The following is an 18,941-nucleotide window of genomic DNA, read 5'->3' on the forward strand; positions in this document are numbered from 1 at the left end:
GAGTTTTGCATTTTTAAATAGGAAGGGAAATGAAGATTACAAGATAATGACGGAGAGGGGGAGGTAGAGAAAGGTTATGAAAAAAGCAACTTATAAGCTCAAGCCCTTCAAAAAGATCTCACCTAGTTTTTTCTGCCGTTCTAGTAGAGACTCGAAAATTTCTGGGTCAAGTTGAAATGTTTTTTTGCTATGGAAAACCGGAATTCTCATTCCGATAAAAGCATCGAAAAGAAGACCTGCAGCTTCAGTTGCATCTATCGAAAGCTCTTGTTGTTTTTGGACTGCTAAGGAAATCTGTTCGATTTCTGTTTGTTTTGCTTTTTCCAAAACCTCTATTAGCTGTTGCGGGATTTCTGTAGTTCTTACCGACTCAAATACGTTTGCATACTTTTTCAAGAACTGATGTCTTTGGGTAAGATAGAAGTTTAATGCTTCAACACTATTATTAATAGGCGTTAACCCAAGTCGGATTTCTTCGCCTATATGTTTAACCAGATGGTCGAGTACTGCAGCATAAAGGTTGATTTTATCAGGGAAGTAGTAATAGAGAAGAGCTTTTGATAATGACAAGTCGGACGCGATTTCTGTCATTGTGGTTTTAGCTAAACCGAAGTGTGCGAACCGTTTAATAGCAGCTTCAATTATTACTTCTCTTTTTCTATCCTGATTTTCCATGCGAACCAAAAATAGCAATTATGTTAGGATTATATTGAAGCTGTAACCATAAATCAAATTAAACTGCGACCTTCGCAATTGTAAAAAATCATTTTTATGCCTCAAGTTCTCGAAAATATTTCTCTTAAAATGCTTAATACGTTCGGAGTAGAAGCTAAAGCGCGCTGGTTTGTAGAAATTAACTCAGAAGATGATTTAGTCGAGCTATTCTCTGATCAACGTTGGAAACGGACTGAACGATTAATAGTAGGAGGAGGAAGTAATCTGTTGTTTACCCGGGACTTTCCTGGTTTAGTGATCAGAATGAATATAAAAGGTATTACGCAGGTTATAGATGGCGATGATATCTATGTAACTGCAGGGGGGGGGGAAGTATGGAATGACCTTGTTAACTACTGTGTGGAGCGAGGCTTCGCAGGAATGGAAAACCTTAGTTTGATACCAGGGTCTGTGGGGGCATCTCCAGTGCAAAATATTGGAGCATACGGAGTAGAGTTGAAAGACGTATTTTTTAGTTGTAAAGCCTACATGATAGAAACAGGCGAAATAGTGTCTTTCACTAATAATGATTGCAAGTTCGATTATCGTGACAGCATATTTAAAAGAGAATTAAATGGGAAAGTTCTCATTACTGCGGTTACCTATAAATTATCATTTCAGCCTGCTTTAAATATAACTTATGGAGCAATTGCTACTGAATTGCAAAAGCGGGAGATCGCTGCTCCTACTATAAAGGACATATCTAAAGTAGTCTCTGACATAAGAGTTAGCAAATTACCTGATCCTTCTACAATAGGTAATGCAGGTAGCTTCTTCAAAAATCCTGTCGTTTCTAAGGACACCTTTAAGCAGATACAGTCTGTTTTTCCAGACACTGTCCACTACTGTCTACCAAACCATACAGTGAAATTGGCTGCTGGATGGTTAATTGAACAATGTGGCTGGAAAGGAAAAAAAATTGGTGAAACTGGAACCTGGAAAAACCAGGCTTTAGTCCTCGTGAATCATGGAAACGCCTCAGGAGTAGATGTTTACAATGTTTCTGAAGAAATTATATCCGACGTTAAAGAGAAATTTGGAGTTGTTTTAGAGCGTGAAGTGAATATAATTTAATGTAAATTGTTTTAAATTTCTGTTAATTCTTGCTTCTGGCAAAGATTCATTTGTAAATATCCGGAGGTTTAGCACAGTTGTTGTAATATTCATGGCAAGTTTGTTTAAAAGAAAAAACATTCTGCTTAAGATAAATTATTAACAATCACCCTTAAGACCTCAAAGTATGACTAAGATAGAATTCAACACCATGGTGATGCGCCAGGCAAGTTCGTTAAGAATGTATGCTTTACATTTTACTCACGATGCGGATGACGCAAACGACTTAGTTCAGGATACTCTTTTAAAAGCCATTACTTATTATAATAAATTTAAAGAAGGTACAAATCTTAAAGGTTGGTTGTATACAATTATGAAGAACACTTTCATAAACAACTATCGCCGCTTCGTAAAGATCAGTTCTTTCGTGACTAAATCCGATGAAATTTCTTCTGCAAACTTGGTTTTCAGTTCAACAAAAAATCAAGGAGAGTCTAAATTTATAATGGATGATATAAAATTAGCTTTAGGCAAACTTCCTGAAGAATATTTTGTTCCCTTTAGTATGTATTTCGAAGGATTCAAATATCATGAGATAGCAGATCATTTGGCAATACCTATTGGTACAGTAAAAACAAGGATTCACGTAGCTCGTAAGCTTCTTAAAAAGAGCTTAAAACCATATGATAACGGCTTAAGAAAGCCAGTATATGCCGAGCTTGACTAAATAGCCCCTTTTCTAAACTCATCATACTTAAGAGCGTACAGGTGCCAGCCTGACGCTCTTTTTTTGTTTTCGGAATCTTGTTTAGTATAGACCAGATTTGTAAATGCAATCTACACGTACTTCGCTCGAACTGTAGCTTAGAAGTTGAAATTTTTGACATACTTCCTTAAAATGAGCAAAGTAAGACAGAAGTACTTTATCTGTTTTGAGGGTTCAAAAACCAAAGGCTTTTAGATTTAGGAACTGGGTTTAAATAAAAGGCATTAGATTGGAAGATCTATTGGAATAAAAAAACCCTCGCAACATGCGAGGGTAATGCGGTATAATTGGTTAGTTAGTATGTCTTAAAGATAGGTCTTTTTTTGATATTCGCAAAAAAGTTACATATCATAAAAGTACTATTAGTATTCTTTGATTGATTTCGTTGTTTTATTGATAATTCTTAAAACAGAGTGGCTGCTGTTTAGAGAATTCGCCTTTTTTCTATTGATTTGATGTAATATTGATTTCAAAAATTGTCGCACAAAATGAATAAAACGAATTAATATTCTCTTAATATTACTCTCAATACTTTTGTGTACAGCAATTTTAGTTATGTACGTACAAAGAAATGATTCTTTTCTTTACACCTGTAAAGAAGCTTTTTTCTTGGGAATCCATCCCTTGGATTCAAACAGCCGCACTTCTGAAGGATACAAGTCTCTTGTCTCAATATTTAAAAATATCCCCGATAATAAGAAGGAGGATTTGTTTTTACATTATTTGAACGAGGAGAAGTATTATTGTAATTTATGGACGGCTCATTTGATGTTACAATTCTCGAATGCGAGTCCCGAACTTCAAATCAAATGCAGGGAAGTTTTGGAAGGAGCCACTTCAAACATTGTCTAAAATGTTATTAGAAATAAAGGCCTAGCATTTGTCGCCAGTGCCTAGGTTTATGGGCTTCGCCTTCCCACAAATAAAGCGAATGCCCTATTTCCTTCTCAGCCATAAGAGAACTAAGAAGAAGATTGTTCTCTAAAAACAAATCTTCTTTTCCCATCGCTAAAACTATTTCTAACTGCTGCAAGCGATTAATTAATTCCTTATCATCAAGATTAGCAATATATTGTGAGGGCATATTAAAATAAATGTTTTCGTCCCAGTATCCTTCAAAAAGATTCTTAAAATTCCCGATCTCGTAACACAGATCATAGCGCCCACTCATTCCCACTACTTTGCGGAATAAATGTGGATACTTAAACGCTATGTTAACAGCGTGAAAGGCGCCCATACTACAACCAGCAGAGATAAAAGAGCTATTGTCCCCTCTATTCACTAATGGCATTACTTCATCTATAATGTATTTTTCATATAGTAAGTGCCTCTGTATTCTTGACTCTGGCCTGCACCAATAGCAATAAAAGCTTTCTACGTCTACACTGTCAAGGCAGATAAAACGATAAATTCCATCATTAATTTTCCCCTTGGCTCCCTCCAAAACTTGCCAGTTTTCGTAGTCGTAAAAACGAGCGCACCTGGTAGGGAAAAAAAGTACAGGAATACCAGCATGTCCGAAAATCAATAATTCCATTTCCCGATCGAGACTAGGACTATGCCACTTATGATACTCCCTATGCATTTTTAGAAATATCTGGTTTTTTTGCAAAAACCAGGTTAAATGAGGTTGAAGAAATAATTAACATTCAGTGATATGACATTCTTCCAAAGCGAATAGCCTTTTTCATTAAGGTGCAAGCCATCCGGTTGGAAGAAGTTAGTATTTGGCTCTCCCTTCTCGTCCAGCATTTCCTGATATATGTCAATATAGTGCAGCGAGGAGTGCTTTAATATTTCCTTTTGAATAATATGGTTAGTATATTTTATCTGATTCGTTATGTTTCTTCTACTAACACTAGGTTTTATGGAAACAAAAAATACAGGAATAGCGCCATACTTATCTTTTATTTGCGCCACGAGTTGTTTGAAACAGATAAAAACTTCTTCAGGATGCCTGCCATCACCCAGATCGTTGTCTCCGGCATATAATATAATAAGCTCCAGGTCGTAGGCGGTAAATATCCTTTCGAAATACCATACGCAAGCTGCTAAAGTGGAGCCGCCAAAGCCCAGATTGACTGGTGATAATTCAGGAAAGTCATCTTTTAAATGAGGCCATAACCTGATTGAAGAACTGCCATAGAAAGCAGTTCGCGGAGAAAAGGTAAGAGAACTTCTTTCTCTTTCTAATCTCTTAACCTCGTCTTCGTACCAAAACATATAAACTTTAAAAGTTTCTAAAATAAGTGAAAGCTAAAATAATTAAGAAAATAATTAAGTGATTGTTTAATGTAAATCCTAATTCATGAGCTTACTCATTAAAAACGTATTTTTTAAGTAATTAATTAGTGCAGAATAACCTAAATAGTACTGATTTACAGGATAGTAATTGTTGCGAAATTATTAACAAATGTTGTAACATCATTTATTTTCCTATATTTGAATACACAATTATAGAGAATGCCCCGAGTTATACTTATTGATGACGATCCCACGCATCACCATTTAGCCAAAACATTAATGAAGCATTATAATTTTTTTGATGATTATAAATGCTATACTGATCCTAAAAGCGCGTTGATAGACTTAGTGGACGCTTACTATGGCACTAATACTATGCCTGACATGATTCTTTTGGATCTTAATATGCCTGAAGTTAATGGTTGGGATTTTTTAGAGATGTTCGATAACTTGAGAGCACTCGTTGCTAAGGATATCCCTGTTTTTATAGTTACTTCTTCTATTGATCCAAATGACGAAGCCCGGTCTCAGCTTTATTCGGCTGTAAGAGGTTTTTACTCAAAGCCTTTGTCTCCAGCCATATTAAATTCTGTTGTTAGCAGCAGTATAAAGAATAGGGCCTGATCGAATTTTGCTGAAACTTATTCGCTACTCTGTCATTTCAATTGATTTAGCTTTTATTTCGATTGACATTGAAGAGAGGACGCAGGGCTGTATAGAACGTTATTCTTCTGGAAAAGCATTTAAATTCCTACCTTAGCCCAATTTTGTTACAAATAGCAAATGAAAACATCCTTTGATTTTGAGAAACCTATTGCTGACTTGCAGCATCAGATAGAGAAAGTTAAACAGGTTGCGGAGAAAACAAAAGTAGATATGTCTGCTACTCTTGCTGAGCTTGATGCAAAGCTTGAGGAAGCTAAAAAGAATATTTACTCCAACCTGAGCGGTTGGCAGCAAGTGCAGATATCTCGCCACCCTGAAAGGCCATATACTCTACAGTATATTGAACTAATTTGTGATGACTTTATAGAGCTTCACGGAGACCGGACTGTCAAAGATGACAAGGCGATAGTTGGAGGTTTTGCAACCATTAACGGTCAAACTGTAATGGTAATAGGGCACCAAAAGGGAACGAATACAAAGCTTCGTCAATATCGTAACTTCGGTATGGCCAATCCTGAAGGTTATAGAAAGGCTTTGCGATTAATGAAGCTTGCTGAAAAATTCAATAAGCCCGTAGTAACTTTTATTGATACACCTGGCGCTTACCCCGGCCTGGAAGCAGAAGAACGCGGGCAGGGAGAAGCCATCGCAAGGAACCTTCTGGAAATGTCGGTGCTGAAAGTGCCAATTGTTTGCTTTGTGGTAGGAGAGGGGGCATCTGGGGGAGCTTTAGGAATAGGTGTAGGCGATAAGGTTTATATGCTTGAGCATACGTGGTACTCGGTAATTTCACCTGAATCTTGCTCTTCAATTCTCTGGAGAAGTTGGGACTATAAAGAAAGGGCGGCCGAAGTATTGAAGCTTACTGCTGAAGACATGCACAAAAATGGCTTGGTTGATGGTATTATTCCCGAACCGATAGGTGGAGCACACCAGGATCCGGAGGCGATGGCTGCTACTATAAAAACGCGTATTCTTGAGGATCTCAATACATTAAAACAAAAAGAGGTAGATGTATTAATTAATCAGAGGATCGAGAAGTTCTGCTCTATGGGAGTGGTTGTGGAGCAGTAGATTAGATTTTGATCTTTTTATAAAACAAAAAAACCCGTGAAGTTTTGCTTCACGGGTTTTTTTGTTTTATAAATGTTTAGAACCCTGATCCTGAAAATCGGGCTTCAAGAGATTTAAATTTATTTTGAAGTTTGCTTGTGAGCTCAGTTTGTTTGTTTTGTTCAGTTGTTTTGATCATTTCATTCAGTACAGAAATTCCAAGTTGAACATCATTCATAGCTAAGTTTGGTTTATTCTGAGATACGTCGGCCAGGTAATTCAGCTCTGCGTCAATATAATTTGCAGTTTCTTCAATAAGTTTATTAGCTTTTCCTGCTTCATTTACTTTATATAGAAGATCTGCAGTATAGTAACGGTGTAAAACAAAGTAGAAAAGATAATTCTTTTCAGGAAGTACCTCTAAAGCCTTATTAAGTGTTGTTTTCGCCTCTGCTATTTTACCTTCCTGAAGCTGCTTCTCTGCCAGAGTATTAAAAGTTTTCATAATGGTGGCGATCATCCTGGTAGATTCAGGATCGAGGTACTTAGCGTTTTTCATATTCCCCCACTTGAATTTACCAATTACATTGCTATACATAGCCTGGCTGTTTAGTAACTCTGGAGCTTGTTTTGTTGAATCAACAGGTACTGGCTTTAATGGGACTAAGCGATATGCAAACCCCTCATTGTAAAGATATTTTTGTAGCCCAATATAGTTTTCAGAAGGAACGGTAACTGCGAAATAAATCGGTCTCTTCCAGTTATTATGCGCAAGAATATCGAACATTGCCAGTTCAGCTTTAGTTACATAGTTCTGATTGTAAGTCCACTGCATTGTAGCAGCAATGCTGTCTTTCATTTCGGGACTTACAGTCTTTGTTGCAAGAACCTGAGCTGGATTGATAGTAAGTTTCAAGTTTTTGGTAGGAAGAATATTCTCCCTGCTACCATCCTGCAAAGTTACTTTATCATTCTCGTCATCAGAGGTGATAATATCAAATATGTCTTTTAGTTCAACCGTATCTTTAGTGTATTCACTATAGTAAATCACATCCCTTACACCTTGAACAAACTTACTATTGGGCATTGTAATGGGTAGCGGTTCTGCTGAGTTCACCTTGTCTTTCATTTGGCGGATGTACCAATCCGTACCCAACAAACTGAGGTTTACGATTCTGACATCAGGCCGAACGCCTTCAACTTCCTGCACGTACCAAAGTGGGTAGGTGTCATTATCTCCATAAGTGAAAAGGATGGCATTAGGTGCGCACGATTCCAGATAGTCAATGGCAAAATCTCTTGCCGTTGTTTTATCAGACCGGTCATGGTCATCCCATCCTTCTTTGGCCATAAGGCCGGGAGCAACTAGAAGGCAGAGAACCGTTGCTGCAATGCTGGCATTAGTCGAGGATGTTTTTTTACTTAACCATTCTGCGATGCCTGCTACTCCTAGTCCTATCCAAATTGCAAATGCATAAAACGAACCTGCATAAGCGTAATCTCTTTCCCTTGGCTGTAATGGAGTTTGGTTAAGATAGAGCACAATAGCCAGTCCTGTAAAAAAGAATAACAGTCCGACTACTCCGGCATCTTTCTGATTTCGTTTGAAATGCCATATTGCTCCAATTAAACCAACAATTAGAGGTAAAAAGTAGAAGCGATTGTATGCATTGTTTTCTTTAATACTCGGAGGCAAGTGATCCTGGGATCCTAATCTTGCTGCATCTATAGGCTTTATACCGCTGATCCAATTACCAGAGGTGAAATTTCCGTGTCCTTGATCATCGTTTTGACGACCTGCAAAGTCCCAAAGGAAATAACGTGCATACATAAACCCTACCTGATAGGAAAATAGGAATCCCAAATTGTGAGCAAAAGTAGGAGAGGACCCTTCTGGAATCCGCATCCACTCTCTGTAAAAGTCCGCGTGCTGCGGACTGCGGCTATACATTCGAGGTAACAATGTATTGCGATCGAATACTGTTTCGTATTTCTTTCCTGCTACTTCGTATTTTGTTTCACCTTTGCGGTAAATATTTCCGTCTTCCTTATTCTCAATCGGCTGAGAGTCGAAGTACTCTCCATATAATAGAGGACGGTCGCCGTATTGCTCACGATTCAAATAACTTAGTAAGGCAAATGCGTTATCAGGGTCATTATTATTTAACGTTGTGTTTGCTTTGGCCCTTATTACAATCATAGCAAACGAACTGTAGCCAATCAGTATGAAGGTAGTGCAAATTAGAGCCAGGTTCAATACTGCTTTAGAATGCTTGATAGAATAAAGGATCCCATACGTTAATCCGGCAATTACTAATATTGCAAACACTATCACACCAGAACCAAAGCCCATTCCCAAAGTGTTAACAAAGAAAAGATCGAAATAAGCCGCGAATTTTACTATATACTGTATAATTCCATATTGGACAATACCAAGGATCACGATACCTATTAATAGAGCTTTAATAGTTCCTCCGCTGGTGATTTCTTTCGAGCGCCTGAAGTAGTAGACCAAGGCGATGGCTGGAATTACAAGAAGATTTAAAAGGTGGATACCAATTGATAGCCCCATTATATAGGCAATAAAAATAATCCATTTGTCAGATCCTTGTTCATCTGCGTGATGCTCCCATTTTAAAATTGCCCAGAATACGATGGCAGTTGAGAGGGAAGACATTGCATACACCTCGGCTTCTACTGCAGAGAACCAGAAGGTGTCTGAAAATGTATATGCTAATGCTCCTACTACTCCTGAACCCATGATTGTGATCATTTTTGCGGAAGTTATCTCTTCGTCCTTCTTCGCAAGTACTTTCCTGGCAAGGGCTGTAATTGTCCAAAAAAGAAAAAGGATCGTCGCGGCACTTGAAAGAGCAGAGCTCATATTCATCCAATAGGCAATCTTAGTTTTATCACTTCCGGCAAGCAGGGAGAATATCTTAGCGATCATTAAAAATAATGGAGCGCCCGGTTGATGCACTACTTGCAACTTATATGCTGATGCAATAAACTCACCACAATCCCAAAAGCTGGCAGTAGGCTCTAGGGTTAATGTGTAGGTAATCGCAGCAATGGCGAAACAAAGCCATCCAAGAAGGTTATTCGTTTTATTGTAATTCATATAGCTAGTATAGTAAGCCGTAATTTTATCGATGCCGAAAATAGCGATTAGTATTCAATTAGCAATTCCATGAAAGCGCGTTTAACATATTTTAAGAAGTAAATCAGGATGTTATCAAAAAAATAAAAAAAAGACTTGTGTGATGTTGTTTATCACTCTATATTTGCACCACCATTTGAGAGAGACACTTTCTCAGCGGGAGATTGCCCGATAGTATAAAGGTAGTACAACTGATTTTGGTTCAGTTTGTCTAGGTTCGAATCCTGGTCGGGCAACGTAAAAAGAAGAGTCGGATTGTGAAAACCACAATCCGAATTTTTTTTAACCCATTAGAAAATACAGCAATGCCGCAACAGTTCAATCCTGTTAAATTATTCCCCGGTTCAGGTTCAGTCGATCTTGCTGCAAAAATAGCCAAAGCTTACGGAAGAGAATTAGGTGACGTAGTCATTTCCCGTTTTAGCGATGGTGAGTTTCAGCCATCATTTAATGAATCTGTAAGAGGGTGTGACGTATTTCTTATTCAGTCTACCAATCAACCATACGATAATTTGATGGAATTGCTGCTTCTCACTGATGCAGCCAAAAGAGCTTCAGCTCATTACATTACTGTTGTTGTACCTTATTTTGGGATGGCAAGGCAGGATCGGAAGGATAAACCCAGGGTTGCAATTGGTGCAAAGCTTATTGCAAATCTGATAACTGCGGCGGGGGCTAATCGTATAATGACAATGGACTTGCACGCTGCTCAGATCCAGGGATTTTTTGATATTCCTGTGGATCACTTGGATGCTTCGGTAATCTTTGTGCCTTATATCAAAAGTTTAAAGCTTCCTAATTTAACTATAGCGTCTCCTGACATGGGAGGTTCTTACAGAGCTCGGACCTTCGCAAAGTTTTTCAATGCAGAAGTTGTGATCTGTGATAAAAGAAGGAAAAGGGCGAACGAGATAGAGTCAATGTCAATTATCGGTGATGTGAAGGACAGAGATATTGTGCTAATTGATGATATCTGTGATACTGCAGGAACCCTTGCTAAAGCTGCTGATCTTATCATGCAGAACGGTGCTAGTTCTGTGAGGGCGGTTTGTACGCATCCGGTTCTATCAGGTAAGGCCTATGACACTGTTGAGAATTCAGTCTTAACTGAATTAATTGTTACAGATACTATCCCACTTAAGCAGGACTCCTCTAAAATAAGAGTGCTGTCAACTGCGGAGTTATTTTCAAAGGCCATTGCTAATGTGAATCAACATGGTTCAATTAGTGATTTGTTTAGAGTAGAATAAATTGCATTTTTTTAATATAAATATATAATAACATGAAAACTATCGCTATTAGCGGTTCCAAAAGAGGGAACGTAGGGAAACGCGATGCAAAGGAGCTGCGTTACGAAGGTAAAGTGCCTGCTGTTTTGTATGGTGGAAACGAGCAGATTCACTTTGCTGTAAACGCAAGTGATTTAAAAGCAATCATTTATACTCCGGAAGTTCAATTTGTAGAAATTGATATTGAAGGAACTAAAGTTCAGGCTATTATCCAGGATTCACAGTTTCACCCTTTAAATGAGCAAATTCTGCATGTTGACTTTTTTCAGTTAAATCCTGAAAAACCATTAACAATGGGGATTCCTGTTAAATTGACAGGTACATCTCCAGGCGTGAAAATGGGTGGTAAATTAGTTCAGAAATTACGTAAACTGCGCGTTAAAGCTCTTCCGGCTAACATGCCTCAGAACGTTGAAGTTAGCATTGAACCATTAGAAGTTGGCAAGTCTGTGCGCGTTCGTGATTTAAAGTTTGATAACTTCGAAATTACGAATACACCAGAGGATACAATCGTATCTGTTACCACCTCTCGTGCTCTTCGTCAAGCTGAGCAGGAAGCAGCAAAAGGAAAATAAGATTTTTGGGATCACACTGATTAGAGGTGATTTCACAGATTTTGAGGAGGCAGTCCGTATGGATTGCCTTTTTTGTTTTCTGACTACGTAAAACTGCTAAATCCTGATTCCTAAAACTGAAAAATTGTAAATAAAGTTATTTTTGCGCTATGAAATATCTTATAGTAGGTCTTGGAAATATTGGGAGTGAATATGCGGATACCCGTCACAACATAGGATTTATGATCTTGGATGTTATGGCGAAAAAAGCAAGTACTAACTTCTCAAATTTGAAGCTTGCCTATTATACCGAGCTAACTCATAAAGGAAGAAAACTACACCTTATTAAACCCACAACATATATGAATTTGAGTGGTAAAGCAGTCAACTACTGGATGCAGGAGCTCAAAATTCCTATTGAGAACGTACTTGTTCTGGTAGACGATCTTGCAATTCCATTCGGCGCTATCAGAATTAAACCAAAGGGTAGCAGTGCAGGTCATAATGGACTTAAAAGTATAGAGTCTGTTATAGGGGGACAAAATTACCCGAGACTAAGATTTGGGATCGGTGATAATTATCCCAAAGGTAGGCAGGTTGATTATGTACTGAGTGGTTTCGACGAAGACGAGACTCCTGAATTACCTGCACTGATTGATAGATCTATCGAGATGATTGAAAGCTTTGTAACTGCAGGTGCTGAATTAACAATGACCCGTTACAATAAATAATTTTTTGTAACGAAACCTAAAACCGGGCGTCTTTTATTTAAATATTGCTTAACTCTTTTTAACATTAGACTTTATGGAACTTCATTAATTTTAGCATCTGATTTCATAGTTACAGTGAAGTAGATGGTGCTTGGTGGCGTAGCGTTTGGAATTAGACTGGAAGAATTCCAGTATGGATACCTAGATAACCTCAAAATCAAACTATGAAACTAACCCTAAAGCAAGAGATCTCTACCCTCTTGTTATGCCTGGCCTTCCTTACAGGCTTTAGTCAGGAAACAAAAACTTATTCTATTAAGGGCACTGTTACCGATTCGGTAGTTGGAAAAGGCCTGGATTTCGTAACAGTGGCTTTGAAAACGCTTGACGGGAATCCTGTTAGGTCGGCAATTAGCTCAGGAAATGGAGATTTTTCTATTGCGAAGGTGCCTACGGGGAAATACCGGCTTTCCCTTATCAATGTTGGTTACAAAACTTGGTTTAAAGATATTGAGCTCGTTGGCGATGCCCAGGTACTTAACTTGGGGAGACTTGTTATTTCTCCTCTAAGTGGTCAGCTGAAGGAGGTTACTATTACAGGGGACCGGCCTTTGATTAAACAGGAAGTAGACCGTATTGCTTACGATGTGCAGGCGGATCCTGAAAATAAGGTGAACACTGTGCTTGAAATGTTACGTAAAGTGCCACTGGTAACAATTGATGCAGATGACAATATTCAGGTGAAAGGGAGCGGTAGTTTTAGGGTTTTGATAAATGGAAGACCGTCATCCTTAGTGGCTCGTAGTCCTAAAGACGTTTTCAAAAGCATGCCGGCCAGCAATATACAGAAAATTGAAGTAATCACTACACCTCCTGCAAAGTACGATGGAGAAGGATTAGCAGGCATCATAAATATTATAACTAATAAAAAGGTCGACCAGGGATATAACGGCTCGGTAACTACGAGATACAATTTTCCATATGGGCCAGGTTCAAACGTACAATTAACGGTCAAGGGAAAGAAGCTGGGTATATCCTCCTATGTTGGTGGAAATCTTCGAGATTTAGGAGCCACAAGTTTCGCCCTTGCTAGAACAACTTTAGGTGAGAATTCCACTTCTTTAATAATGAATGGAAGTAGGGCAAACCAAGGTAGTTATATGTATTCCAATGCAGAGTTGAGCTATGAAATTGATACGCTAAACCTGGTAACTGCCGAGTTGGGATATAATTATGGAGACGGGAGAAATAACAACTCTCAGTTCATGAACGAATATTTGGTCGGCAGCAATTCGAGGACTAGCGGCTATAATATTTCGAATCCGAGCAGCTATGATTGGAATGGTTATGATCTTGGCCTTAATTATCAGTTAGGATTTAAGCGAAACAAAGAGCAGCTATTTACGGGAAGTTATAAGATAAATTCAGGTAAGGACAATAACTCCAACAACTTCTTTGCCTATGATCGTTTTCAGTATGATTGGAATTTGCATCCAAATTACGGACAGAAAAATAATTCCGGAACGAATGAACAGACCATTCAAACGGACTACGTTCATCCATTTAAAAAATTAAATGTTGAAGGGGGGATGAAGCTTATTCTCCGTAATAACTTTAGTGAGTTTGAATATGGAACTTATGCTGGAGATACGAAGGAAAGTCTCTATACGGTAGACAATTCAAGATCTAACAATTTTAATTATGATCAAAATGTGTACAGCTTTTATAATTCGTATCATTTGAAGCTTAAAGACTGGGCCATTAAAGGCGGCCTGCGTTTAGAGAGGACGGTCGTAGATGCCTACTTCGAATCCGTAAATACACCTCTAAATACCGACTACAATAACTTTATCCCTTCTTTGTCAATTCAAAAGAAGTTTAAGAAGAGCAGTAGTGTCAACCTGGGGTACACGCAGCGAATTCAGAGACCCAATATTTGGGAATTGAATCCTTTTGAAGAGCAGCTGAATGATAAATTCATCCGATCAGGCAACAAAGATCTTGAGCCCGTACTAAATCATAATTTCGACTTAAACTATAGTTGGTTTAAAAAGGGATCATTAAATCTTGGCTTAAGTTATTCTTTTGCTAACAATACTATCCAGTATGTAAATCGGGTTGAAGGTAATGTCGGACGAGCGACTTATGAAAATATTGGTAAGAATAAGAATTTCGGATTTAATGTGAATACTAATCAACAGATAACTAAAGCCTTTAACATTAATTTAAATGGACGTTTGTCGTATGTATTGATGGACGGGGTTATTGACGGTGTTAACATGCAAAACGAGGGAATGCAGGGAAATATCTATACTTATCTGGGATATAAATTCAAGAACGACTGGAGAGCAGGTGTGAATGCTGGTTTCTATAGCGCTTGGATCACCTTGCAGGGACAGTCTAATCCATACTACTATACATCAGCCAGCTTATCTAAGGAGTTCTACAAGAAGAAAGCTTCAGTTTCTGCTTCTGTAAATAATCCTTTCCAGAAGTTTAGGAATTGGACAAATGAAACAAGTTCTTTGCAGTTTATACAGTCTGAAACCTTTCAAAATTTCTACAGAACTTTTGCCCTTAGTTTAAATTACAAGTTTGGTAAATTGAATGGGGCTATTAAGAAGAATCAGCGTGGAATTCAGAATGATGATGTTGCCGGTAAAAGTGGAGGCAATTAAAGTCGGGTGATTAAAAAAGGGCCTGAGCCCTTTTTTTAATTCGAATCTCGTCTTCTGATCTTGATTCTAATAGCATTTTCAATCGGTTTTTCTGATACGAAGATCAAATAACCACCGCCACCTGCGCCACTAAGTTTCCAGCCGGTAGCCTGGTCTTTATATGCCTCAATCTGATCGAATATCTCTTTGGAAGCCATGTTAGGGAACATCGCTATTTGAGCCCTAAACGATTGAGTGAGGTACTTTCCAAACTCCTTTACATCTTTATCCAAAATAGCTTTCCAGCAAGCATCCGCTGCATCCGCTAATGCTTTAGCTCCTTCTTCGTTTACGTTTGTATTTTCAAGAACTGAGTATTCTGATGTTCGTGGGCCAAGGGTCACCAGGTAAAGATGAGATTCTATCCAGTCAAGGAGCTCTTCATCGTAAACCGACTCAATGCTTTCAGGCCAATAATTTCCTTTATAGTTCAGCTTATTTAATCCCGGAAAGACAATTCCAATCGCGTCTTGAGAACCTGCTACCTCTTTAGTTCCCGGAGGATTCTCGTAGGTAAAAAGGATCTTCGCAAGTTTTTCTCGGTCACCTGTAGGGATTTCTGTTCGCCATAATTCTATAGCCTTGTTCCTGGTACTTGACGACATTCCACTACGGTTATTAAATTCTATAGTTGGCTCAATTGATATAGTCAATACCGGTCCCGGGTAATGCTTTGAAACGAAGGGCTGGTCTAACCAACCACCTGCTAGATCAATTCTAAAGGGAATCAGGCATTCGGTACGAAGCGTTGTTGTTGAACGTGGTGGTAAATTTTCATGAGGTATCCGTTGCAAAACATGATATTCAATGTTTTTTTGCTTGCATATCTCAGATTTTGCCGGAGTTGCTCCGTCTTCATTAACCAGGAAGATGTCTGGTTGTATCTCATCCAGTTCTTCCATGAAGTCAATAATTCCAAAGCCTCTGTTTACTCTGCACTCTTTTATCCCTGCAAGGGCTTCGATCATATATTTTCTCTCGGCTTCGGGATTTACGGGATATCTTCCTTTTAACTGGTAAACGTTTGCATCGTTCCCTATACAAACGTGAACATCGCCCATTTTTGCTGCTTCCTTTAGAAAGGCAACATGGCCACTATGTAAAAGGTCGAAACAACCCGTAACCATAACTTTTTTAGGTCTGCTCATAAATGTTTATCCAAATAGTATTTTCGTAAGTTGAGATTGTAAATTAACAGCTTTTTTCTGAAAGTTTAATTGTTTTTAAGAGGCCAAAAAGAACCTTCGAGCTGTTTTCATCCTCGGTTTGTGAGCTTTTGCTCATGAAGGTTTATTAACCTCCACTCTTACTTCCCATGACCCTTCCGTTGTCTTTCATCTGCCTGCCGTAAGCAGAAGGAATTGAACTAAGAGAGGCAGGAGATAGATAAGGAGTTAATAGTTCATAATTATACCAGCTTATTGCACTGTTTTTGGTATATATTAGTTTTTTTACTTCAATGCTTGTTTCAACATTTTTTTATTAAGTAACTTGCACGTCCAGCCAAATTTCAAACATTATTCTTATTTCAATGACAATTTACGGGATCAAAAATTGCGACACGGTTAAAAAGGCCTTGAAGTGGTTAGACGACAAAGGAGTTCAGTACGAGTTTCACGATTTTAAAAAATTGGGTGTTAGTACCGAGAAGCTTAGCGAATGGTCTGCACTTGTAGGTTATGAGGCTTTGGTCAACAAAAAGGGAACAACCTGGAAGAAATTGAGCCAGGAGGAGCAACAATCAATAATCAGCGAAGAGTCTGCTTTTCAGTTGATGCAAGACAAGACTAGTATTATAAAGCGCCCTGTAATAGAGAAAGAAGGTAAAATTGCTTTAGGTTTTAATCCGGAAGCGATAGAGGGGTTGCTAAAGTAAACAAAATCCTCAGGTATGTTTTATAACACCTGTAAATAATGGATATCAACTATGTACAGATATATTTGTTCAATTTTATACTTTCTAATATTCCAGCTTAGCGTTAATGCTCAGCAATCCTCTGGATCAAAAAACCAGGTAACAAGTAATTATAGTTATATAGAGGCTTTCAAGCCTAACTTTTACAAAAATGGTGGCTCGGAATATAGATTAGCAAGTGGGAAGCCTGGACCTCTTTATTGGCAGAATAGGGCTGATTACCAGATAGCCGTAAGGTTAGATGAGACTAAAAACGAGGTGTCAGGTTACGAATACATCACTTATACGAACAACAGCCCTGATAATTTAGAGTTCCTTTGGTTGCAACTAGATCAAAACTTATTTACGAAAGGTTCAAGAGGATCTGCAATTGTGCCTTTAAGTGGAAGCAGGAATGGGGGCAGAGGGCAGGTCTTTGATGCAGGTTTTAATATAAAATCTGTCAGAATTGTTAAAGGTACTACTGAGACAGATCTTCGTTATTCTATCAATGATACTAAAATGCAAGTTTTTCTGCCCGAGGATGTGAAGGCAAAAGGGGGGCAGATAAAATTCCGGATAGAATTTTCTTTTATTTCGCCGGCTTATGGATCCGACCGAATGGGCATACTCGAAACCAGGAATGGGAAAATCTTTTCAATGGCCCAGTGGTACCCCAGAATGTATGTTTATGATGACATGAATGGATGGAACGTTATTCCTTATACCGGACCAAGTGAGTTTTATCTGGAGTATGGAAATTTCGATGTGAAGATTACTGCTCCCTCAAATCATATTGTTGTTTGCTCTGGCGAGCTTCAGAATCCCAAAGATGTATATTCGGGAGAGCAACAAAGGTTATGGCAGGCGGCTTCAAAGAGTGATGAAACAATAGTGATTCGAACTTCTAAAGATGTAAAAAATGGCGCGGACCGTCCTAAAGGGAAGCCAGAATTAACCTGGCATTATAAGATCGAAAGCTCCAGGGATGTTGCATGGGCGTCATCTTCAGCTTTTATTATCGATGCGGCAAGGATCAATTTGCCATCGGGGAAAAATGCCTTGGCAATCTCGGCTTATCCAGAAGAAAGCAGCGGTAATAAGGCCTGGGGCAGGGCTACCGAATATACTAAGTCGTCGATTGAGTTTAATTCAAAGAAATGGTATGAGTACCCTTATCCTGCAGCGGTTAATGTGGCAAGCAATGTAAGTGGGATGGAATATCCGGGTATTGTTTTTTGTGGTTCAAAAGACAGAGCAGAGAGTTTATGGGATGTGACGGATCATGAGTTTGGCCACACTTGGTTCCCTATGATCGTTGGAAGTAATGAGCGTCTATTTGCCTGGATGGATGAAGGCTTTAATACTTTTATTAATACCTTAACGACAGATAATTTCAATAACGGCGAATATAGACAGCAGAAGAAAGATATGCACCAATGGGCTGCAAGTTTAATGTCATCACAATTGGAACCTGTTTTTGTTAGTCCCGATAATATGAAGGAAGCAAATATCGGGATGCTGGCCTATTACAAACCAGGAGCGGGGTTGTCGTTGCTAAGAGACGAGATCTTAGGACCTGAGCGCTTTGATAGGGCTTTCAAAGCCTATATCGATCGCTGGGCCTTCAAACACCCTGGTCCCGATGATTTCTTCAGGACTATGGAGAATGTCTCTGGGGAGAAGCTCGACTGGTTTTGGCGGGGATGGTTTATGGGTAATTGGCGTTTGGACCAGGCTGTACTTGGCGTTAATTATATAAAGTCTAGCCCGAAGAACGGAGCATTAATTACAATCGCTAATCTCGAGAAACTACCCATGCCACTAACCGTAGATATAACGGTAAAGGGAGGGAAAACATCAAGGGTAAGCTTTCCAGTAGAAATCTGGGCTAGAAACAATAGCTGGACGTTTCAATATCCATCAACAGAGGAAATTGAGAAGGTTGTTGTAGATCCGGAGAAAGTGCTTCCCGACTTTAATTCAGGAAATAATATTTGGAAGAAGAATTAGGGACTTACTAAGTCTGATGTTTCTTGATAAACCTGTTCGGTCTAAAACTGAGCGGGTTTTTTGTTTTCGCTGCATTTTCAAGCGTCTTCTAAACCAGGGGATGAAGTA

At 38.7% G+C, this 18,941-nt stretch carries 15 protein-coding genes and 1 tRNA gene; 11 read left to right on the forward strand and 5 right to left on the reverse strand.

Annotated features, from left to right (window positions below; all coding sequences use genetic code 11):
* Positions 1-90: 90 nt before the first annotated feature.
* Complete coding sequence (locus J4N25_RS10505; protein WP_207422160.1) at positions 91-675, reverse strand: TetR/AcrR family transcriptional regulator; 585 nt, start codon at positions 673-675, stop codon at positions 91-93.
* Between the two features lie 96 nt (positions 676-771).
* On the opposite strand from J4N25_RS10505, the gene murB reads away from it, so the two are divergent.
* Positions 772-1,788 (forward strand): UDP-N-acetylmuramate dehydrogenase, encoded by a 1,017-nt coding sequence (gene murB / locus J4N25_RS10510; protein WP_207422161.1) that lies wholly within the window; start codon positions 772-774, stop codon positions 1,786-1,788.
* 166 nt (positions 1,789-1,954) lie between these two features.
* Positions 1,955-2,494 carry a sigma-70 family RNA polymerase sigma factor gene (locus tag J4N25_RS10515; RefSeq protein WP_207422162.1) on the forward strand — a complete coding sequence of 180 codons (540 nt, stop codon included), beginning with the start codon at positions 1,955-1,957 and terminating at the stop codon, positions 2,492-2,494.
* Between the two features lie 898 nt (positions 2,495-3,392).
* On the opposite strand, the gene J4N25_RS10520 is transcribed toward J4N25_RS10515, so the two are convergent.
* The gene (locus J4N25_RS10520; RefSeq protein ID WP_242695866.1) at positions 3,393-4,118 is read right to left on the reverse strand and encodes an esterase family protein; all 726 of its coding nucleotides are present in this window, start codon (positions 4,116-4,118) and stop codon (positions 3,393-3,395) included.
* A 35-nt stretch (positions 4,119-4,153) separates the two neighbouring features.
* Positions 4,154-4,756 (reverse strand): GDSL-type esterase/lipase family protein, encoded by a 603-nt coding sequence (locus J4N25_RS10525; protein WP_207422163.1) that lies wholly within the window; start codon positions 4,754-4,756, stop codon positions 4,154-4,156.
* 240 nt (positions 4,757-4,996) lie between these two features.
* Here J4N25_RS10525 and J4N25_RS10530 point away from each other — a divergent pair, with 240 nt between their 5' ends.
* Positions 4,997-5,401: a response regulator gene (locus J4N25_RS10530; RefSeq protein WP_207422164.1), complete on the forward strand. Its 405-nt coding sequence runs from the start codon at positions 4,997-4,999 to the stop codon at positions 5,399-5,401.
* Positions 5,402-5,560: 159 nt separating this feature from the next.
* On the forward strand, positions 5,561-6,517 hold the full coding sequence (locus J4N25_RS10535; RefSeq protein WP_207422165.1) for an acetyl-CoA carboxylase carboxyltransferase subunit alpha: 957 nt from the start codon (positions 5,561-5,563) through the stop codon (positions 6,515-6,517).
* Positions 6,518-6,593: 76 nt separating this feature from the next.
* Here J4N25_RS10535 and J4N25_RS10540 read toward each other — a convergent pair whose 3' ends face one another.
* The gene (locus tag J4N25_RS10540) at positions 6,594-9,617 is read right to left on the reverse strand and encodes a glycosyltransferase family 117 protein (RefSeq protein ID WP_207422166.1); all 3,024 of its coding nucleotides are present in this window, start codon (positions 9,615-9,617) and stop codon (positions 6,594-6,596) included.
* 204 nt (positions 9,618-9,821) lie between these two features.
* Here J4N25_RS10540 and J4N25_RS10545 point away from each other — a divergent pair.
* The 5 genes from J4N25_RS10545 to J4N25_RS10565 all read left to right on the forward strand — a co-directional run bounded on the left by J4N25_RS10545 (position 9,822) and on the right by J4N25_RS10565 (position 14,887).
* Positions 9,822-9,892, forward strand: a tRNA-Gln gene (locus J4N25_RS10545).
* 69 nt (positions 9,893-9,961) lie between these two features.
* Positions 9,962-10,906 carry a ribose-phosphate pyrophosphokinase gene (locus J4N25_RS10550; RefSeq protein ID WP_207422167.1) on the forward strand — a complete coding sequence of 315 codons (945 nt, stop codon included), beginning with the start codon at positions 9,962-9,964 and terminating at the stop codon, positions 10,904-10,906.
* A gap of 32 nt (positions 10,907-10,938) precedes the next feature.
* Entirely contained in the window at positions 10,939-11,520 is a 582-nt protein-coding gene (locus tag J4N25_RS10555) for a 50S ribosomal protein L25/general stress protein Ctc (RefSeq protein ID WP_207422168.1), read from the forward strand.
* A 149-nt stretch (positions 11,521-11,669) separates the two neighbouring features.
* Positions 11,670-12,230, forward strand: a complete 561-nt coding sequence (gene pth / locus J4N25_RS10560; protein WP_207422169.1) for an aminoacyl-tRNA hydrolase — start codon at positions 11,670-11,672, stop codon at positions 12,228-12,230.
* A gap of 203 nt (positions 12,231-12,433) precedes the next feature.
* A complete protein-coding gene (locus J4N25_RS10565; protein ID WP_207422170.1) occupies positions 12,434-14,887 on the forward strand; it encodes an outer membrane beta-barrel family protein in 2,454 nt (817 codons plus the stop codon).
* Between the two features lie 35 nt (positions 14,888-14,922).
* Here the strand turns inward: J4N25_RS10565 and J4N25_RS10570 are convergent, their stop codons facing one another.
* Entirely contained in the window at positions 14,923-16,074 is a 1,152-nt protein-coding gene (locus J4N25_RS10570) for an adenylyltransferase/cytidyltransferase family protein (protein ID WP_207422171.1), read from the reverse strand.
* A 383-nt stretch (positions 16,075-16,457) separates the two neighbouring features.
* Here J4N25_RS10570 and J4N25_RS10575 point away from each other — a divergent pair, with 383 nt between their 5' ends.
* Together J4N25_RS10575 and J4N25_RS10580 are read left to right on the forward strand one after the other, a co-directional pair.
* Entirely contained in the window at positions 16,458-16,802 is a 345-nt protein-coding gene (locus J4N25_RS10575) for an ArsC family reductase (RefSeq protein WP_207422172.1), read from the forward strand.
* Positions 16,803-16,853: 51 nt separating this feature from the next.
* The gene (locus tag J4N25_RS10580; RefSeq protein ID WP_207422173.1) at positions 16,854-18,833 is read left to right on the forward strand and encodes a M1 family metallopeptidase; all 1,980 of its coding nucleotides are present in this window, start codon (positions 16,854-16,856) and stop codon (positions 18,831-18,833) included.
* Positions 18,834-18,941 lie beyond the last annotated feature (108 nt).

The sequence above is a fragment of the Desertivirga brevis genome (genome assembly GCF_017355835.1).